The following is a 17,383-nucleotide window of genomic DNA, read 5'->3' on the forward strand; positions in this document are numbered from 1 at the left end:
AAAGGTGACACCTCCTTGACGGACCCGCACGAACTCCACGTGGTGAACCCCGCCACCGAGGAGACCCTCGCCACCGTCCCCGCCGCGAGCGCCGAAGACGTGGACGCCGCCGTCGCCCGAGCCGTCCCCGCCCAGCGGGCCTGGGCCGCGCTCGCCCCCGCCGACCGCGCCCGGCTGCTGCGCCGCTTCGCCGACACCGTCGACGCCCACATCGAGGAACTGGCCCTGCTGGAGGTCCGCGAGGCGGGCCACACCCTCGGCAACGCCCGCTGGGAGGCCGGGAACGCCCGCGACCTGCTGCTCTACGCGGCGGGCGGCGCCGAACGCCTCCTCGGCAGCCAGATCCCGGTGCCCGGCGGCTGGAACGTCACCTTCCACGAGCCCCTCGGCGTGGTCGGCGTCATCGCCCCCTGGAACTTCCCCATGCCCATCGCCGCCTGGGGCTCCTTCCCGGCGCTCGCCGCGGGCAACGCCGTCGTGCTCAAGCCCGCCGAGACCACCCCGCTCACCGCGCTCCGCCTCGCCGAACTCGCCCTGGACGCGGGCCTGCCCGAGCATCTCTTCCAGGTGCTGCCGGGATACGGCCACACCGCCGGACGCGCCCTGGTGGACCACCCGGACATCGCCAAGATCGTGTTCACCGGTTCCACCCGCACCGGACACGAGGTCATGGAGCGCTGCGCCCGGCAGCTCAAGCCGGTCACCCTCGAACTCGGCGGCAAGAGCCCCAACATCGTCTTCGCCGACGCCGACCTCAAGGCCGCCCTCGACCCGTTCTCCTTCCTCGACAACGCGGGCCAGGACTGCTGCGCCCGCACCCGCGTCCTGGTCCAGCGCGAGGTCTACGACGAGGCCCGCGCCTTCCTCGCCGACGCCCTAGCCGCCGTGGTCGTCGGCGACCCGGCCGACGAGAAGACGCAGATGGGCCCGCTGATCTCCCGCGCCCAGCTGGATCGCGTCCGCTCGTACGTCCCCGAGGACGCCCCCGCCCTGCGCGGCACCGCCCCGGACGGGCCCGGCTTCTGGTTCCCGCCGACCGTGCTCACCGACGCGGCCCCCGACTCCCCGGCCGCCCGTGAGGAGATCTTCGGGCCCGTGGCCGTCCTGCTGCCCTTCGACGACGAGCGGGACGCGATCCGGCTCGCCAACGACACCCCGTACGGCCTCTCCGGCTCCATCTGGACCCGTGACCTCGGCCGCGCCCTGCGCGTCTCCGGGGCCGTCCGGGCAGGCAATCTGTCCGTCAACTCGCACTCCAGCGTCCGCTACTGGACCCCGTTCGGCGGCTTCAAGCAGTCCGGACTCGGCCGCGAACTCGGCCCGGACGCCCTGACCGCCTTCACCGAGACCAAGAACGTCTTCCTCAGCATGGAGGGGCCTGCCCAGTGACCGAGACCGAAGCTCCCGTCTGCCGCCGCCTGGTCGGCCGTACCGCCGTCGTCACCGGAGCCGGCAGCGGCATCGGGCTGGCCACCGTCCGCAGGCTCGCCGCCGAGGGCGCCCGCGTGGTCTGCGCCGACATCGACGAGACCAGCGGCAAGGCCGCCGCCGAGGAGGTGGGGGGCCTCTTCGTGAAGACCGACGTCACCGACCCCGAGCAGGTCGAGGCGCTGTTCAAGGCCGCCCACGACACCTACGGCAGCGTCGACATCGCCTTCAACAACGCCGGTATCTCCCCGCCCGACGACGACTCCATCCTGGACACCGGCCTGGAGGCGTGGAAGCGGGTGCAGGAGGTCAACCTGACCTCCGTCTACCTGTGCTGCAAGGCCGCGCTGCCCTACATGCGGCGCCAGGGCCGGGGTTCCATCATCAACACCGCCTCCTTCGTGGCCCGGATGGGCGCGGCCACCTCCCAGATCTCCTACACCGCCTCCAAGGGCGGGGTGCTCGCCATGTCCCGGGAACTCGGGGTGCAGTTCGCCCGCGAGGGCATCCGGGTCAACGCGCTGTGCCCCGGCCCGGTCGACACCCCGCTGCTCCAGGAGCTGTTCGCCACCGACCCCGAGCGGGCCGCCCGCCGCCTGGTGCACATCCCGCTGGGCCGGTTCGCGCGGGCCGACGAGATCGCCGCCGCCGTCGCCTTCCTCGCCAGCGACGACGCCTCCTTCGTCAACGCCACCGACTTCCTGGTGGACGGCGGCATCTCCGGCGCGTACGTCACCCCGCTCTAGGCAGTCCCGTCGGCGCGTACCCCACCCCCCTCCCGACGAAAGGTGTACGGTCCCCGTCCCATGCGACAGCTACTCGCCTGGTCCCTCGCCGCGGCCGCCGCCCTCGCGGCCGCCCCCGCCCTCGCCCCCACCGCGGCGGCAGCACCGTCGAACTGCCCGAAGCTGAGCACCAGTTGGTACGGAAACAACCGCGCCCACCTGCAACAGGTCATCGACGCCTACGGCACCTGTTCCGGGCACCGCGGCGCGGTCGCCGCGTTCGACTGGGACAACACGATCACCAAGAACGACGTCACCGACGCCACCCTCTCCTGGGCCCTGCGGCACGACGCGCTGCCCCGGCCCGCCCGCTGGAAGGACAGCAGCGCCTGGATGACCGACGCCGGGGACCGGGCGCTCACCGCCGCCTGCGGTACCGGCACCGGCGGCTCCCTGCGCACCTCGGACCGGCCCAAGTGCGTCGACGAGATCGTGGAGATCCGGGAGAAGGGCACCACGATGAGCGGCGCCGCCGCCTTCGCGGGCACCTGGAACCACCGGCGCACCGTCCCGCAGTACGCCTGGGTGCCCCAGCTCTTCGCGGGCCGCACCCCGGCCCAGCTCTCGTCGTACGCGGCCGCCGCCCGCACCGAGGCGCTCGCCGCGCCCATCGGCGCCACCCGCACCCTGGGCACCCACACCGTCCCGGCCTACGTCCGCTACTACGACCAGCAGCGCGACCTCATCCGCACCCTCCAGCGGGCCGGATTCCGGGTGTACATCGTCTCGGCCGGGTCCGAACCGGTCACCGAGGTCTGGTCGCGCGGGGTCGGCGTCGACGCCGCGCACACCATCGCCATCCGCTCCGTCCTCGACCACCGGGGCCGCATCACCACCCGTAACGAGGGCTGCGGCGGGATCGGGGTGAACAAGGGCGAGGTCATCCCGTACATCGACGGCAAGCGGTGCTGGATCAACCAGGACATCTACGGCATCCGGGGCCCCGCCGCCTGGCAGAAGCAGGCGTGGAAGCAGCGGATCGCGGTCGGCAGCGGCGACGCGGACACCGACGTCACCTTCGTGTCCGACGCCACCGGCGCCCACCTGGTCCTCAACCGCAACAAGGCCGAGCTGATGTGCCGGGCCTACGACGACGCGGACGGCCGCTGGGTGGTCAACCCGATGTTCATCGAGCCGCTGCCCCGCAAGACCGACCCGTACCCCTGCTCCAGCACCGCCTACAACGCCCCCGACGGCGGCCACACCCCGCTGCTCCGCCCGGACGGCTCGGTGGTGCCGGACCAGGCGGACACGGTCTACTGAGGGCCCGTCACAGGAACGTGTGCCCCTCGCCGCGGTAGGTGGGCACGGTCGCCGTGACCGTGTCCCCCTCCACCAGGTGCAGCACGTCGAACCGCTCGCACAGCTCGCCCGCCTTCGCGTGCCGGAACCACACCTTGTCGCCGATCAGCAGATCGTCGGCGGGCGAGCCCAGCAGCGGGGTCTGCACCTCCCCGGCCCCCTCCTGCGGATCGAAACGCAGGCCCTCCGGCAGATACGGCACCGGCAGCCGGTCCGGGCCCGCCGCACCCGACGCCGGATAGCCGCCGCCCAGCACCGTCACCGCGCCCACACCGGGACGCCGGACCACGGGCAGCGCGAACAGGGCGGCCGGACGGCCCGTGAACGACGTGTAGTTGTCGAACAGCCGGGGCACGTACAGCCCCGATCCGGCCGCGATCTCCGTCACCGCGTCCTCGGCCGCCGTGTGCTGCACACTGCCGGTTCCGCCGCCGTTCACGAACTCCAGCTCCGGTGCCACCGCCCGCACCGCCCGTACGGCGGCCCCGCGCCGCTCGGCCAGCTCGCGCCGGGCCGCCGCCTGCATCAGCCGGATCGCGCGGGAGCGCACCGGCCGCCCCGCCAACGCGTCGCCCACGCCCGCCACATGACCCTCGTACCCCATCAGACCCACCAGCCGGAAGCCTGGACGCCGGGCCACCGACCGGGCCAGCTCGGCCAGTTGGGCGGGGGAGTGCAGCGGGGAACGGCGGGCGCCCACCCTCACCCGGCCGCCGAACAGGCGTAGCGAGGTGTCCAACTCCAGGCAGACCCGCACCACTTCACGCCCACCCGCGCGCGAGGCGTCGATCAGGTCCAGCTGGGCCACGTCGTCCACCATCACCGTGACCGAGGCGGCCAGCTTGGGGTCGGCGGCCAACTCCGCGTACCCCGCCCGGTCGGCGGACGGGTAGGCCAGCAGCACGTCGTCGAAGCCCGAGCGTGCCAGCCACAGCGACTCGGCCAGCGTGAACGACATGATCCCGGCGAAGCCCTCCCGTGCCAGCACCCGTTCCAGCAGGGCCCGGCAGCGGACCGACTTGGAGGCGACCCGGATCGGCTTGCCGTTCGCCCGGCGCACCAGATCGGCCGCGTTGGCGTCGAAGGCGGCCAGATCCACGAGGGCGAGCGGGGCGTCGTAGGCGGCGGTGGCCCGGTCGTACCGGGCCCGGTCGGCGGCACGCGCAGTCATGACGGCAGCCTGCCAGACGCGATAACCACGGGGTAGGGGGATGTTCCGGGCAGATGCCCCGGCGGCGCGGACCGGGTCCGTCCCGTCGGCCCGGAGCCCGTAAAGTGACGCGCACGTACGGCGGAAAACACCCGGCCGCGGTGCTGAACCGGGATGCCGGTCCAGCCGTACGGGTATGCGTGCCCGGACGGAACTCGTCCGACGGGCCGCGGCCGCCACCCAGGACGGCCCGCGTACGAGCAGACGGCCCGGTCGCCAGGAAACGGGGGGTGGATGAGCACGGAAGCGCGCCGCGCCCCGTTCCCTCAGCGCCCCGCCGACGATCCCGCACCCGCCGAGCCGTCACCCCAGGCCGAGGACGAGCCCTCGGTGTTCGCCCCGCGCCGCCCCCTCGAACGGCCCCGCGAGGCCCGGCCGCCGGTCCCCGAGGTCCGGCTCACCACACCTCCGCCGCCCCCGCCCGCCTCCGCCCGCTTCCCGGACGCGCCGCCGACCCGCGCCCCGGCCGAGACGCCGACGGAGACCACCACCCGGCTGCGGCCCGTACCGGCCGACCCCGAGCCCGCCGTACCGATGCCGCCGCCCCCCGCCTGGAGCCCGGTCGGCACCCCCGCGCCCGACCCCGCCCTCTCCTGGAACGCCCCCTGGCCGGTCGGCGCGTTCGGGCAGCCCGAGCCGTACGAGGAACCCGTACGCGGACTCGGCCCGCTGGCCCGGCTGCGCAGCCGTACCGGTGTCGCCGCCGTCTGTGTCGTCCTCGGGCTCGGCCTCATCGGCGGCGCCCTGGCCGGGAGTTGGCTCACCGGGGAGGACGGGGACCGCGCCGCCGACAGCGGGTTCGCCGCCGCCGGGGCGCTCTGGCACAACGCGCCCGTCGACCAGCTCTTCCCGCCCACCGTCCAGGGCACCGGCGCCGGACCCGGCGGAGCCGACCGCAGCTGGACCCGGATCGCGGTGGCCCCCGACACCGGCTGCGCGGGAGCCTTCGACCCGCTGCTGGCGCGCGCCCTCGCCCCCGTGGGCTGCGCCCGCCTGCTGCGCGCCACCTACACCGACGCCACCGAGACCCATGTCACCACCGTCGGCCTGCTGTTCACCAAGGCCGACCCCGCCGCGATGGCCTCCCTCGCCGCCCGCTTCCGCACCGAGCGCCTGGACCGCCGCACCGACCTGCTGCCGCTGCCGTACGCCGCCAAGGGCACCCCGGCCGCCGGGTTCGGCGCGCGGCAGCGGGCGAGCTGGACGGTCAGCGTCCTCACCGACGCCCCCATCGTCGCCTTCGCCGTCTCCGGCTGGGCCGACGGCCGCACCGTCGACACCCCGCAGCCCGCCCCGGACGCCGTGCGCTCCGGCGCCACCTCCGCGCCCGCGCAGGCCGGACTCGGCAACGAGGCCCAGGGACTCGCCGACCGCATCCAGCGCAAGCTGCGCCAGACCGTCAGCCCGGCCACGGAGAAACCCTCATGAGGCGCCGTACCCGCACCGCGTCGAGTCTGCTGCTGGCGGCCGGTCTCGCCCTGCTCCCGGCCACCACCGCCCACGCCGACTCCATCCGCGCCCAGCAGTGGGGGCTGTCCGCGCTCCACCTCGACGAGGCGTGGCGCACCACCCAGGGGCAGGGCGTCACCGTCGCCGTGCTGGACACCGGCGTGGAGGACGACCACCCCGACCTCGCGGGCAACGTCCTGCCGGGCAAGGACATGGTCGGCTTCGGCGCCGGTCCGGGCGACCGCGCCTGGGCCCGGCACGGCACCGCCATGGCCGGGATCATCGCCGGTCACGGACACGGGCCCGGCGACGGCTCGGGGATCATGGGCGTCGCGCCGCAGGCGAAGATCCTGCCCGTCCGGGTCATCCTGGAGGACAAGGACACCGCCCGCGCCAAGGCCCGCGTCACCCGCGGCAACGCCCTCGCCGACGGCATCCGCTGGGCCGCCGACCACGGCGCCGACGTCATCAACCTCTCCCTCGGCGACGACTCCGACTCCGCGCACCCCGAGCCCAGCGAGGACGAGGCCGTGCAGTACGCCCTCGGCAAGGGCGTCGTGGTGGTCGCCTCGGCGGGCAACGGCGGCGACAAGGGCGACCACGTCTCCTACCCGGCCGCCTACCCCGGCGTCATCGCCGTCACCGCGGTCGACCGCTACGGCACCCGCGCCTCCTTCTCCACCCGCCGCTGGTACGCCGCCGTCAGCGCGCCCGGCGTGGACGTCGTCATCGCCGACCCCGACCACCGCTACTACGAGGGCTGGGGCACCTCCGCCGCCTCCGCCTTCGTCTCCGGCGCGGCCGCCCTGCTCAAGGCGGACCGGCCGAAGCTGACCCCGGCGCAGGTCAAGAAGGTGCTGGAGGACACCGCGCGGGACGCCCCCACCGGCGGCCGCGACGACTCCCGCGGCTTCGGCATGATCGACCCGGCCGCCGCCCTCAGGTCCGCCGCCCGGCTGAAGCCCGAGAACGCGCGCCCGGCCGCCTACGGCGAGAAGTACTTCGGCCCCGGCCCCGACCGCCCCGGCGCCGACTCCGGCACCACCGGCTGGGCGGCCTGGCTGGCGGGCGGCACCGGCACCGCCCTGCTGATCGCGGCCGCCACCGTGCTCTGGCGCGACCGCAGGCCCGGCGCGACCGGCTGATCACACCGGGTCGGCGAACGCCCGCACCGCCGCCCGGGCCGTCGACTCCACCAGCGCGATCCCCTCCGCGTGGCTCGCCGTGCCCTCGGTGAGGACCGCCAGCAGCCGGTCGCCGTCGGGCCCGGACACCCGGCCGACGCTGTGCACGACCCAGCGGCCGGTCGCGTCGCGCGGGAACCAGCCGTTCTTCAGCGCACCGGGCCCCACCGCCGAGACGCCCCACCGCTGCTCCGGCACCACCGAAGCCATCAGACCGGCCAGGTACGCGCGCGAGGTCGCGTTCAGCACGGGGGAGGGGCCGAACACGTGCTGGAGCAGGGTCAGTTGGTCCAGGGCCGTGGTGCGGGTCAGGCCCCAGTAGCCGTCCGCACCGCCCACCGTCGCGGTCAGGCCCAGGCGGTGGTGGGCCGCGTCCAGACCGGCGGCGCCGCCGATCCCGTGCCACAGGGCGGTCGCGGAGTCGTTGTCGCTGCGCCTGATCATGCGCGCGGCCCGCTCCCGCTCCGCCGCCGTCAGCGCCCGGCCCGCGTCCTGGGCCCAGAGCAGCAGCGCGGCCAGGATGCCGACCTTGACGACGCTCGCCGCGTCGTGGACGCCGTCGCCGTGCACCGCGCTCCGCCCGGAGCCCGGATCGAGCACCCCCACCGACAGCCGGACGCCCTCGGGCACCGCCATGCTCAGCACTGCCACCGGTACCTCCCGTCGGCGTGGGCCCGTACCGGCCCCGATAGGGTCGGGACCGTGGCGAACAAGAACATTCCCGACTCCGGCTTCTCCGACGACGACGGCACCGCCGACCCCCGGCTGAGCGCCGCCCTCGCGGCCTGGGCCGAGGACCGGACGGCGCTCGGTCCCGTGCTGGAGGCGCTCAAGGGGGCCCGGCTGCTCGTGCCCGTCGTCGCCGTGCTCGGGGAGGTCGAGGTGGATGAGAACGGGCTGCGCCGGGAGAAGACCAGCGACATGGCCGTTCCCACGCTGAAGGCCGCCGGGCGCACCGCGCTGCCCGCCTTCACCTCCACCGCGTCGCTGGCCCGCTGGGACCCCGCCGCCCGGCCGGTCGCCGTACCGCTGCACCAAGCCCTCCAGGCCGCCGCCCACGAGAAGGCCGACACGGTCGTCCTCGATCTCGCCGGGCCCGTGCCGTTCGAGCTGAGCGGTGCGGCACTGCTCGCGCTGGCCGAGGGCCGCACCAGCGTCGACCCGCTCACCGACCCGGCCGTCGTGGCCGCCGTCCGCGCGGCCGTCGCCGCCGAGCCCGCCGTACGCTCCGCCCACCTCGGCCCCGGACCGGCCGACGGCACCCTCGCGCTCGTCCTCGACCCCGCCGCACCGCCCGCCCCGGCCGCCCGCGCGGTCGCCGAGCGGCTGGCGGCCGACGAGACACTGAGGGCCCGCCTGGTGCGCGGCCTCGACCTGGCACTCCTGCCGGCCGGGACCACCCCTCCGGGCGAGCCCATGTACGTGCGTGACTGACGGCTAGCCGTAGATCGCCCCGGTGTACTTCTCACCGGGGCCGTGGCCCGGCTCGTCCGGGACGAGGGACGCCTCGCGGAAGGCCAGCTGGAGCGACTTCAGACCGTCGCGCAGCGGGGCCGCGTGGAAGGAGCTGATCTCGGTGGTGCTCGCGTCGAGCAGACCGGCGAGCGCGGTGATCAGCTTGCGGGCCTCGTCCAGGTCCTTGTACTTCTCGCCCTCCTCGCTCAGCCCGAGCTTCACGGCGGCGGCGCTCATCAGGTTGACGGCGACCGTCACGATCACCTCGACGGCGGGGACCTCGGCGATGTCGCGGGTCATGGCGTCGAAGTCGGGCGTCTCAGGGGAGGTCTCACTCATACCCCACACGATAGGCGCCGGTCCCCGGCCGGGCGCCCGGCGGCCCCGGTTAGCCCTTCCTCCCCGGAGCTGCTAACCTTGTGTGACGACCGGCCGGACGAGCACGCCCTGTGGCGAGCGCTCCGGCCCACAAGTGGAGGCTTCGAGCTCCCACCCGACCACCCTCACGGGCGGCGGGTCACCGGTCAGACGGATTTCCGCCGCTCACAGTGGCGGACCCCGTCCGAGAGCGCGCCCCGCGACCATCGCGGCGGTGTTCCGGTAGTTCGAGGAGCCCCGCATGTGATCGTCCGGGGCATTTTTTGTGCTTCGGCGCGGTTAGGTCTTACTGATACAGACGTTACGCGGCTGTCCGCCAGACCGTCGCGTGGTGCTACCGAGGAGGATCCATCAGCGCCGAGCCCCGCATCAACGACCGGATTCGCGTTCCCGAGGTGCGACTTGTCGGCCCCAGTGGCGAGCAGGTGGGCATCGTCCCCCTGGCCAAGGCACTGGAGCTTGCGCAGGAGTACGACCTGGACCTGGTCGAGGTCGCGGCTACCGCCCGTCCGCCCGTGTGCAAGCTCATGGACTACGGGAAGTTCAAGTACGAGTCGGCCATGAAGGCCCGTGAGGCGCGCAAGAACCAGGCGCACACGGTCATCAAGGAGATGAAGCTCCGGCCGAAGATCGACCCGCACGACTACGACACCAAGAAGGGTCACGTCGTCCGGTTCCTCAAGCAGGGCGACAAGGTCAAGATCACGATCATGTTCCGTGGCCGTGAGCAGTCCCGCCCCGAGCTGGGCTACCGACTGCTGCAGCGCCTCGCGGAGGACGTCCAGGACCTCGGTTTCGTCGAGTCGAACCCGAAGCAGGACGGCCGAAACATGATCATGGTCCTCGGTCCGCACAAGAAGAAGACCGAGGCGATGGCCGAGGCCCGCCAGGCGCAGGAGGCCCGCAAGGCCGACGCGAAGGCCAACCCCGGCCGCTCGCAGAACGCCGCGGACAGCGCCGAGGACCTCGAGGCCGAGGGTGTCGAGGCCCCGGAGGCCGAGAACGCCGAGGCCCCTGCCGAGGCTTCCGCCGAGGCGTGATCCCAGGGACGCGAGTCCCGGGGAATTAACCGATAAGAGAGCGACGCTCCACCGTGCCCGGTTTCACGACCGGGCACCGGAGCGCCACCGACGAGGAGATACGGCGCTATGCCGAAGAACAAGTCGCACAGCGGTGCCAGCAAGCGCTTCAAGATCACCGGCTCCGGCAAGGTGCTCCGCGAGCGCGCCGGCAAGCGCCACCTGCTCGAGCACAAGTCGTCCCGCGTGACGCGCCGCCTCACCGGCACCGCCGAGATGGCTCCGGGCGACGCCGCGAAGATCAAGAAGCTTCTCGGCAAGTGACGTGAGCGGCGCTCGCACCGAGCGTCGTACGTCTTCACCGGGACCCCATCATTTCCGGGTCGTGTGAGTCTGAGTCCACTCCACGGCCCCGCTACAAGGAGTTAAACAAGTGGCACGCGTCAAGCGGGCAGTCAACGCCCACAAGAAGCGCCGGGCGATCCTCGAGCAGGCCTCCGGCTACCGTGGTCAGCGCTCGCGCCTGTACCGCAAGGCCAAGGAGCAGGTCACCCACTCCCTGGTCTACAACTACAACGACCGCAAGAAGCGCAAGGGCGACTTCCGTCAGCTGTGGATCCAGCGCATCAACGCCGCTGCCCGCGCCAACGGCATCACCTACAACCGCTTCATCCAGGGTCTGAAGGCCGCGAACATCGAGGTCGACCGCAAGATCCTGGCCGAGCTGGCCGTCAACGACGCCGGTGCGTTCGCCGCGCTCGTCGAGGTCGCTCAGAAGGCGCTCCCCGCGGACGTCAACGCGCCGAAGGCCGCGTGACGCTGCGCTGGCCTTGAGCCGGTTGACTTCAGGACCCGCAGGCTGTTGAGCTTGCGGGTCCTGCTGTTGGGGCGGGCGGTGCGTGTGCTTTCGGGTGCGGGTGCGTCGTGGCTTGTCGCGCAGTTCCCCGCGCCCCTGAAAAACACCGCTTGCCGCTCCTGAGAAGCACTGTTGGGATCTCTGTCGAAGGTGATTAGGAACATGGGCCCCGCCAACCCCGAGTTGATCTCTCCCCGTTCCGCGCGTGTGAGTGCCGCGCGGCGGCTGGGGAGGCGGAACTTCCGGGGGAAGGAGCGGCTGTTCCTCGCGGAGGGGCCGCAGGCCGTGCGGGAGGCCACCGGGCACCGGGCCGGGGGACAGCCGACGCTGGTGGAGCTGTTCGCCACCGTCGAGGCCGCCGAACGGTACGCCGACATCATCGAGCGGGCCCGTGCCGCGGGCGCCCGCGTGCACCTCGCCGACGAGGACGTCATCGCCGACATCTCCACCACCGTCACCCCGCAGGGTGTCGTCGGGGTCTGCCGGTTCCTCGACACCCCGTTCGAGGACATCCTCGCCGCCCGCCCGAAGCTCGTCGCCGTCCTCGCGCACGTCCGCGACCCCGGCAACGCGGGCACGGTACTGCGCTGCGCCGACGCCGCCGGTGCCGACGCGGTGATCCTCACCGACGCCTCCGTCGACCTTTACAACCCCAAGGCCGTACGCGCCTCCGTGGGCTCCCTGTTCCATCTGCCCGTCGCCATGGGCGTCCCCGTCGAGCAGGCCGTGCAGGGGCTGAAGGACGCCGGGGTGCGCATCCTCGCCGCCGACGGCGCCGGGGACCGGGACCTCGACGAGGAGCTGGACAAGGGCGCCATGGGCGACCCCACCGCCTGGGTGTTCGGCAACGAGGCGTGGGGACTGCCCGAGGAGACCCGCGCCCTCGCCGACGCCGTCGTCAGCGTCCCCATCCACGGCAAGGCCGAGAGCCTGAACCTCGCCACCGCCGCCGCCGTATGTCTGTACGCGTCGGCCCGCGCCCAGCGCGCCCCCGGAGGCTGCCGTTCCGCCGCGCCGAACTAGTAGGGTGACCCACTCGGGGCCCTGCGCAGGCCGAGAGGTGGGGTACGGGGATGAGTGTCGTCGGCACGAGTACGGCGCCGGACGGGCGGGGCGTGCGCGCGTTCCCCGCCGACGCGATCGACCCCGACCAGCTCCCCGACGGGCTCGTCGTCGCCGACGAGCACGGGCGGGTCGTCCGGTTCAACGCCGCCGCCGCCCGGATCACCGCCGTCCGCCCCGCCGACGCCCTCGGGCGGCCGCTGGAGAAGGCGCTGCCGCTGGAGGACCTCGAGGGGCGCCGCTGGTGGCAGCTCACCGACCCCTACGGCGGCCTCGCCATCCGGGTCCGGCAGCCCGAGCGGAACCTGCTGCTGCCCGGCGGCCGGGAGGTCCTGGTCGCCGCCCGCTACGTACGCGACGAACCCCTCGGCCCGCTGCACCGCCTCGTCGTCACCCTCCGGGACACCGACGCCCGGCGCCGCACCGAGCGCAGCCACGCCGAGCTGATCGCCACCGTCGCGCACGAGCTGCGCTCCCCGCTCACCTCCGTCAAGGGCTTCACCGCCACCCTGCTGGCCAAGTGGGAGCGGTTCACCGACGAGCAGAAACGGCTGATGCTGGAGACCGTCGACGCCGACGCCGACCGCGTCACCCGGCTGATCGCCGAGCTCCTCGACATCTCCCGCATCGACAGCGGCCGCCTGGAGGTGCGCCGCCAGCCCGTCGACACCGCCGCCGCCGTCGGCCGTCACATCCAGGCCCATGTCGCCGCCGGACAGCCCGCCGACCGCTTCCTGCTCCGCGTCGAGCACCCGCTGCCCGCCCTGTGGGCCGACCCCGACAAGGTCGACCAGGTGCTCAGCAACCTGCTGGAAAACGCGGTGCGCCACGGCGCCGGAACTGTCACGATCGACGTCAAGCCCGCCCCGTCCCCGCGCGAGGGCGAGGAGACAGGCACGTCGGTCACCGTGAGCGATGAGGGGCCCGGCATCCCGGAGGAGTCCATGAACCGCGTCTTCACCCGCTTCTGGCGGGGCAGCAAGCGCGGCGGCACCGGCCTCGGGCTCTACATCGTCAAGGGCATCGTCGAGGCCCACGGCGGCACCATCACGGTCGGCCGCGCCCCCGGCGGCGGCGCGCAGTTCCGATTTACGTTGCCCGTGAGCGCCCCGGCCTACCTGGCCTAGGGCTCCCGCGGGCCATTCGCCCAGCCCGTCCCCGTTAGACTCGGCTGCTGGCACCTTTGTGTCCGCACGCGGCCCGCCGGGACCCCTTCGGGCGGTGACGGGACCACCAGCCACCCAATCGGAAGCACGGGAAGAGATGTCGGCACCGAATAAGTCGTACGACCCTGTCGAGGTCGAGGCGTTGAAACCGGAAGAGATCGAGCGGATGCGGGACGAGGCGCTCGCCGCCTTCGGTGCCGCTGATTCCCTCGACGCGCTCCACGAGGCCAAGGTCGCCCACACCGGCCCGGCCTCCCCGCTGTCCCTCGCCAACCGCGAGATCGGCGCCCTGCCCCCGCACGCCAAGGCCGACGCGGGCAAGCGCGTCGGCATGGCCCGCGGCGCGGTCAACAAGGCGCTGGCAGCCCGCCAGACCGAGCTGGAGGCCGAGCGGGACGCCCGCGTGCTGGTCGAGGAGGACGTCGACGTCACCCTGCCGTACGACCGCGTCCAGGCCGGTGCCCGGCACCCGCTGACCACGCTCTCCGAGCGCATCGAGGACGTCTTCGTCGCCATGGGCTACGAGGTCGCCGAGGGCCCCGAGGTCGAGGCCGAGTGGTTCAACTTCGACGCGCTCAACATCGGCCCGGACCACCCGGCGCGCGGTGAGGCCGACACCTTCTTCGTGCGCGACGAGAACGGCGGCACCGACTCCGGCGTCGTCCTGCGCACCCACACCTCCCCGGTGCAGATCCGCTCGCTGCTCGACCGTGAGCCGCCGGTCTACGTGATCTGCCCCGGCCGCGTCTACCGCACCGACGAGCTGGACGCCACGCACACCCCGGTCTTCCGCCAGGTCGAGCTGCTCGCCGTGGACGAGGGCCTGACCATGGCCGACCTCAAGGGCACCCTGGACCACATGGTCCAGTCCCTGTTCGGCGAGGGCGTGAAGACCCGGCTGCGGCCGAACTTCTTCCCGTTCACCGAGCCGTCCGCCGAGATGGACATGGAGTGCTACGTCTGCCGTGGCGCGTCCGTCGGCAACCCCGACCGCCCCTGCCGCACCTGCTCCAGCGAAGGCTGGATCGAGCTGGGCGGCTGCGGCATGGTCAACCCCAAGGTGCTGACCGCCTGCGGCGTCGACCCGGAGAAGTACAGCGGGTTCGCCTTCGGGTTCGGCATCGACCGGATGCTGATGTTCCGCCACAACGTCGAAGACATGCGAGACATGGCCGAGGGTGACGTCCGGTTCACCCGGCCGTTCGGGATGGAGATCTGATGCGTGTCCCGCTTTCCTGGCTGCGGGAGTACGTCGACCTGCCGGAGTCCGAGACCGGCCGTGACGTGCAGGCCAAGCTCATCGACTCCGGCCTCGAGGTCGAGACCGTCGAGCAGCTCGGCGCCGGCCTCAAGGGTCCCCTCGTCGTCGGTCAGGTGCTGACCATCGAGGAGCTGGAGGGCTTCAAGAAGCCGATCCGCTTCTGCACGGTCGACGTCGGCACCGCCAACGGCACCGGTGAGCCGCAGGAGATCGTCTGCGGTGCCCGCAACTTCTCCGTCGGCGACAAGGTCGTCGTGGTCCTGCCCGGCGCCGTGCTGCCCGGCGACTTCGCCATCGCCGCCCGCAAGACGTACGGCAAGACCTCGCACGGCATGATCTGCTCCACCGACGAGCTGGGCATGGGCGACGACGGCACGCACGGCATCATCGTGCTGCCGCCGGAGACCGAGACCGGCAAGGACGCCATCGAGCTGCTGGAGCTGGTCGACGAGGTCCTGGACATCGCCGTCACCGCCAACCGCGGCGACTGCCTGTCCATCCGCGGCGTGGCCCGCGAGACCGCCATCGCCTACGGCCTGCCGCTGCGCGACCCGGCCCTCATCGACGTGCCCGCGCCGAACGCCTACGGCTACCCGGTCAAGGTCGCCGACCCGATGGGCTGCGACCGCTTCACCGCCCGCACCGTCACCGGGCTGAGCCCCGAGGCGAGGTCCCCGATCTGGCTGCGCCGCCGCCTGCAGAAGGTCGGCATGCGCCCGGTCTCGCTGGCCGTGGACATCACCAACTACGTGATGATGGAGCTGGGCCAGCCCCTGCACGCCTACGACCGCACCTCGGTCCAGGGCGCCATCGGGGTCCGCCGCGCCGAGGAGGGCGAGAAGCTGCGCACCCTCGACGGGGCCGAGCGCACGCTGCACGCCGAGGACCTCGTCATCACCGACGAGCGCGGCCCCATCGGCCTGGCCGGTGTCATGGGCGGCGCGAACACGGAGATCGCCGACCACGACGACACCGAGCGCTCCACCTCGGACGTCGTGGTGGAGGCGGCCCACTTCAACGCCGTCTCCATCGCGCGGACGGCCCGCCGTCACAAGCTGTCCTCGGAGGCGTCCCGCCGCTTCGAGCGGGGCGTCGACCCCGAGGCCGCCGCCGCTGCCGCGCAGCGCACCGTGGACCTGCTGGTGCTGCTCGCGGGCGGCACCGCCGAGGCGGGCGTCACGGAGATCATCGCGCCGTCCGCGCCGCGTACGATCGCCCTCCCGGCCGACCACCCGGACAAGGTCGCGGGCGTCACCTACGGCCGCGAGATCGTCGTCCGCCGTCTCCAGGAGATCGGCTGCGACGTGTACGGACAGGACGAGCTGATCGTCACCGTCCCGTCCTGGCGGCCCGACCTCACCGAGCCCAACGACCTCGCCGAGGAGGTCATCCGGCTGGAGGGCTACGAGAACCTGCCCTCCACGCTGCCCAAGCCTCCCTCCGGCCGCGGCCTGACCCACCGTCAGCGGCTGCACCGCCGGATCGGCCGGGCCCTGGCCGGCGCGGGCTACGTCGAGGCGCCGAACTACCCGTTCGTCGCCGAGCAGGTCTTCGACCAGCTCGGTCTGGACGCCGACGACCCGGCCCGCCGCGTCGTCACGCTGGCCAACCCGCTCAGCGACGAGGAGCCCGCGCTCCGCACCACGCTGCTGCCCGGCCTGCTGGGCGCCCTGCGCCGCAACGGCGGCCGGGGCTCGCACGACCTGGCGCTCTTCGAGACCGGCCTGGTCTTCCACCCGCGGGAGACCGTCGCCGTCGCCGGGCACGTGCCCGTCGACCGCCGTCCCACCGACGAGGAGATCGCCCGCCTGGACGCCACGCTGCCCGAGCAGCCGCGCCATGTGGCCGTCGTCCTCGCCGGTGCCCGCGAGCAGTCCGGCTGGTGGGGCGACGGCCGCCCGGCCGACTGGGCGGACGCCGTCGAGGCCGCCCGGACCGTCGCCCGTGAGGCGGGTGCCGAGCTGATCGTGCGCAAGGCCCAGTACGGCCCGTGGCACCCCGGCCGCTGCGCCGAGCTGGTGGTCGTCGAGGACGGCGCCGAGCGCGTCGTCGGCCACGCGGGCGAACTCCACCCGCGCGTGCTCAAGGCCCTCGGCCTGCCGGAGCGCGCCTGCGCGATGGAGCTGGACCTGGACACCCTGGAGCGGGTCGGCGACGACACCCCGCAGGGCCCCGGGATCTCCACCTTCCCGGTCGCCACGCAGGACGTCGCCCTGGTCGTCGACAAGCCGGTGCCCGCCGCCGAGGTCGAGGCCGCGCTGGCCGAGGGCGCGGGCGAACTGCTGGAGTCCATCCGGCTGTTCGACGTCTACGAGAACCCGGAGCAGCTCGGCGAGGGCCGCAAGTCCCTCGCGTACGCGCTGCGCTTCCGGGCCGGTGACCGCACGCTGACCGTGGACGAGGCGTCCGCCGCGCGTGACGCCGCCGTCGCCCTGGCGAACGAGCGCACGGGCGCGGAGCTGCGCGGCTGACCCCCGCGCGAAGCCGAAGGCACCGGCCGGTCACGGACTCGATCCGTGGCCGGCCGGCGCCGTTCCCGGCGCCCACCGGGCCGGGTGCCCGGCCGCCGCCGCGCGAACGCGGGCCGGTGGCCCTCAAGGCCGTACCGGCGACGCGGTACCGGTTCCGCGCGGCGACGAAAGTGCGGGGCTCCGCCCGACACCCGGGGGCGCTCGGCCGGACCGCCGCCTTGTGAGGGGGAGCGGCGGCCCGGCCCGCCTCTCGCGAGGCGGGGCACCAAGTGAAGCCGTCCGACCGGTATGCCCGACAGTGCGCGCGGGACGCGGATGCGCGCACTCCGTTCACACCCCGTGTGAACCCGTTCGCAC

At 73.5% G+C, this 17,383-nt stretch carries 16 protein-coding genes; 13 read left to right on the forward strand and 3 right to left on the reverse strand.

Annotated elements, in window-relative coordinates; genetic code table 11:
- Positions 1-15 precede the first annotated feature (15 nt).
- Genes ACI2LY_RS28915 through ACI2LY_RS28925 form a run of 3 tightly spaced genes read left to right on the forward strand, consistent with a single transcriptional unit; the run spans position 16 to position 3,476 of the window.
- A complete protein-coding gene (locus tag ACI2LY_RS28915; protein WP_404709703.1) occupies positions 16-1,389 on the forward strand; it encodes an aldehyde dehydrogenase family protein in 1,374 nt (457 codons plus the stop codon).
- Positions 1,386-2,174 (forward strand): 3-oxoacyl-ACP reductase, encoded by a 789-nt coding sequence (locus ACI2LY_RS28920; protein WP_393915504.1) that lies wholly within the window; start codon positions 1,386-1,388, stop codon positions 2,172-2,174. Before ACI2LY_RS28915 ends, ACI2LY_RS28920 begins: the two co-directional genes overlap by 4 nt.
- Before the next feature lie 60 nt (positions 2,175-2,234).
- A complete protein-coding gene (locus ACI2LY_RS28925) occupies positions 2,235-3,476 on the forward strand; it encodes a haloacid dehalogenase-like hydrolase (protein WP_404709704.1) in 1,242 nt (413 codons plus the stop codon).
- Positions 3,477-3,483: 7 nt separating this feature from the next.
- On the opposite strand, the gene ACI2LY_RS28930 is transcribed toward ACI2LY_RS28925, so the two are convergent.
- A complete protein-coding gene (locus tag ACI2LY_RS28930; RefSeq protein WP_404709705.1) occupies positions 3,484-4,686 on the reverse strand; it encodes an amino acid deaminase/aldolase in 1,203 nt (400 codons plus the stop codon).
- Positions 4,687-4,959: 273 nt separating this feature from the next.
- Here ACI2LY_RS28930 and ACI2LY_RS28935 point away from each other — a divergent pair, with 273 nt between their 5' ends.
- Positions 4,960-6,153 (forward strand): hypothetical protein, encoded by a 1,194-nt coding sequence (locus ACI2LY_RS28935; RefSeq protein WP_404709706.1) that lies wholly within the window; start codon positions 4,960-4,962, stop codon positions 6,151-6,153.
- The gene (gene mycP / locus ACI2LY_RS28940; RefSeq protein ID WP_404709707.1) at positions 6,150-7,319 is read left to right on the forward strand and encodes a type VII secretion-associated serine protease mycosin; all 1,170 of its coding nucleotides are present in this window, start codon (positions 6,150-6,152) and stop codon (positions 7,317-7,319) included. Before ACI2LY_RS28935 ends, mycP begins: the two co-directional genes overlap by 4 nt.
- On the opposite strand, the gene ACI2LY_RS28945 is transcribed toward mycP, so the two are convergent.
- Positions 7,320-8,009, reverse strand: a complete 690-nt coding sequence (locus ACI2LY_RS28945) for a serine hydrolase (protein ID WP_404709708.1) — start codon at positions 8,007-8,009, stop codon at positions 7,320-7,322.
- A gap of 51 nt (positions 8,010-8,060) precedes the next feature.
- Here ACI2LY_RS28945 and ACI2LY_RS28950 point away from each other — a divergent pair, with 51 nt between their 5' ends.
- Positions 8,061-8,792, forward strand: coding sequence for an SseB family protein (locus ACI2LY_RS28950; RefSeq protein ID WP_404709709.1), 732 nt, complete (start codon positions 8,061-8,063; stop codon positions 8,790-8,792).
- 3 nt (positions 8,793-8,795) lie between these two features.
- On the opposite strand, the gene ACI2LY_RS28955 is transcribed toward ACI2LY_RS28950, so the two are convergent.
- On the reverse strand, positions 8,796-9,152 hold the full coding sequence (locus tag ACI2LY_RS28955) for a DUF1844 domain-containing protein (RefSeq protein ID WP_389004727.1): 357 nt from the start codon (positions 9,150-9,152) through the stop codon (positions 8,796-8,798).
- Positions 9,153-9,541: 389 nt separating this feature from the next.
- Here ACI2LY_RS28955 and infC point away from each other — a divergent pair, with 389 nt between their 5' ends.
- The 7 genes from infC (at position 9,542) to pheT (ending at position 17,026) form a co-directional block, all read left to right on the forward strand.
- The gene (infC, locus tag ACI2LY_RS28960; protein WP_404709862.1) at positions 9,542-10,231 is read left to right on the forward strand and encodes a translation initiation factor IF-3; all 690 of its coding nucleotides are present in this window, start codon (positions 9,542-9,544) and stop codon (positions 10,229-10,231) included.
- A 108-nt stretch (positions 10,232-10,339) separates the two neighbouring features.
- Positions 10,340-10,534 (forward strand): 50S ribosomal protein L35, encoded by a 195-nt coding sequence (gene rpmI, locus ACI2LY_RS28965; protein ID WP_006374321.1) that lies wholly within the window; start codon positions 10,340-10,342, stop codon positions 10,532-10,534.
- Between the two features lie 109 nt (positions 10,535-10,643).
- Positions 10,644-11,027: a 50S ribosomal protein L20 gene (rplT, locus tag ACI2LY_RS28970; RefSeq protein ID WP_103845028.1), complete on the forward strand. Its 384-nt coding sequence runs from the start codon at positions 10,644-10,646 to the stop codon at positions 11,025-11,027.
- A gap of 201 nt (positions 11,028-11,228) precedes the next feature.
- Positions 11,229-12,089, forward strand: coding sequence for a TrmH family RNA methyltransferase (locus ACI2LY_RS28975; RefSeq protein WP_404709710.1), 861 nt, complete (start codon positions 11,229-11,231; stop codon positions 12,087-12,089).
- Positions 12,090-12,139: 50 nt separating this feature from the next.
- Positions 12,140-13,255: an ATP-binding protein gene (locus tag ACI2LY_RS28980; protein ID WP_404709711.1), complete on the forward strand. Its 1,116-nt coding sequence runs from the start codon at positions 12,140-12,142 to the stop codon at positions 13,253-13,255.
- A gap of 136 nt (positions 13,256-13,391) precedes the next feature.
- A complete protein-coding gene (gene pheS, locus ACI2LY_RS28985; RefSeq protein WP_389004724.1) occupies positions 13,392-14,513 on the forward strand; it encodes a phenylalanine--tRNA ligase subunit alpha in 1,122 nt (373 codons plus the stop codon).
- Positions 14,513-17,026 (forward strand): phenylalanine--tRNA ligase subunit beta, encoded by a 2,514-nt coding sequence (pheT, locus tag ACI2LY_RS28990; RefSeq protein WP_404709712.1) that lies wholly within the window; start codon positions 14,513-14,515, stop codon positions 17,024-17,026. Before pheS ends, pheT begins: the two co-directional genes overlap by 1 nt.
- Positions 17,027-17,383 lie beyond the last annotated feature (357 nt).

Origin of the sequence: Streptomyces sp. NPDC002176, assembly GCF_044903645.1 — a bacterium.
Lineage (GTDB): Bacteria > Actinomycetota > Actinomycetes > Streptomycetales > Streptomycetaceae > Streptomyces.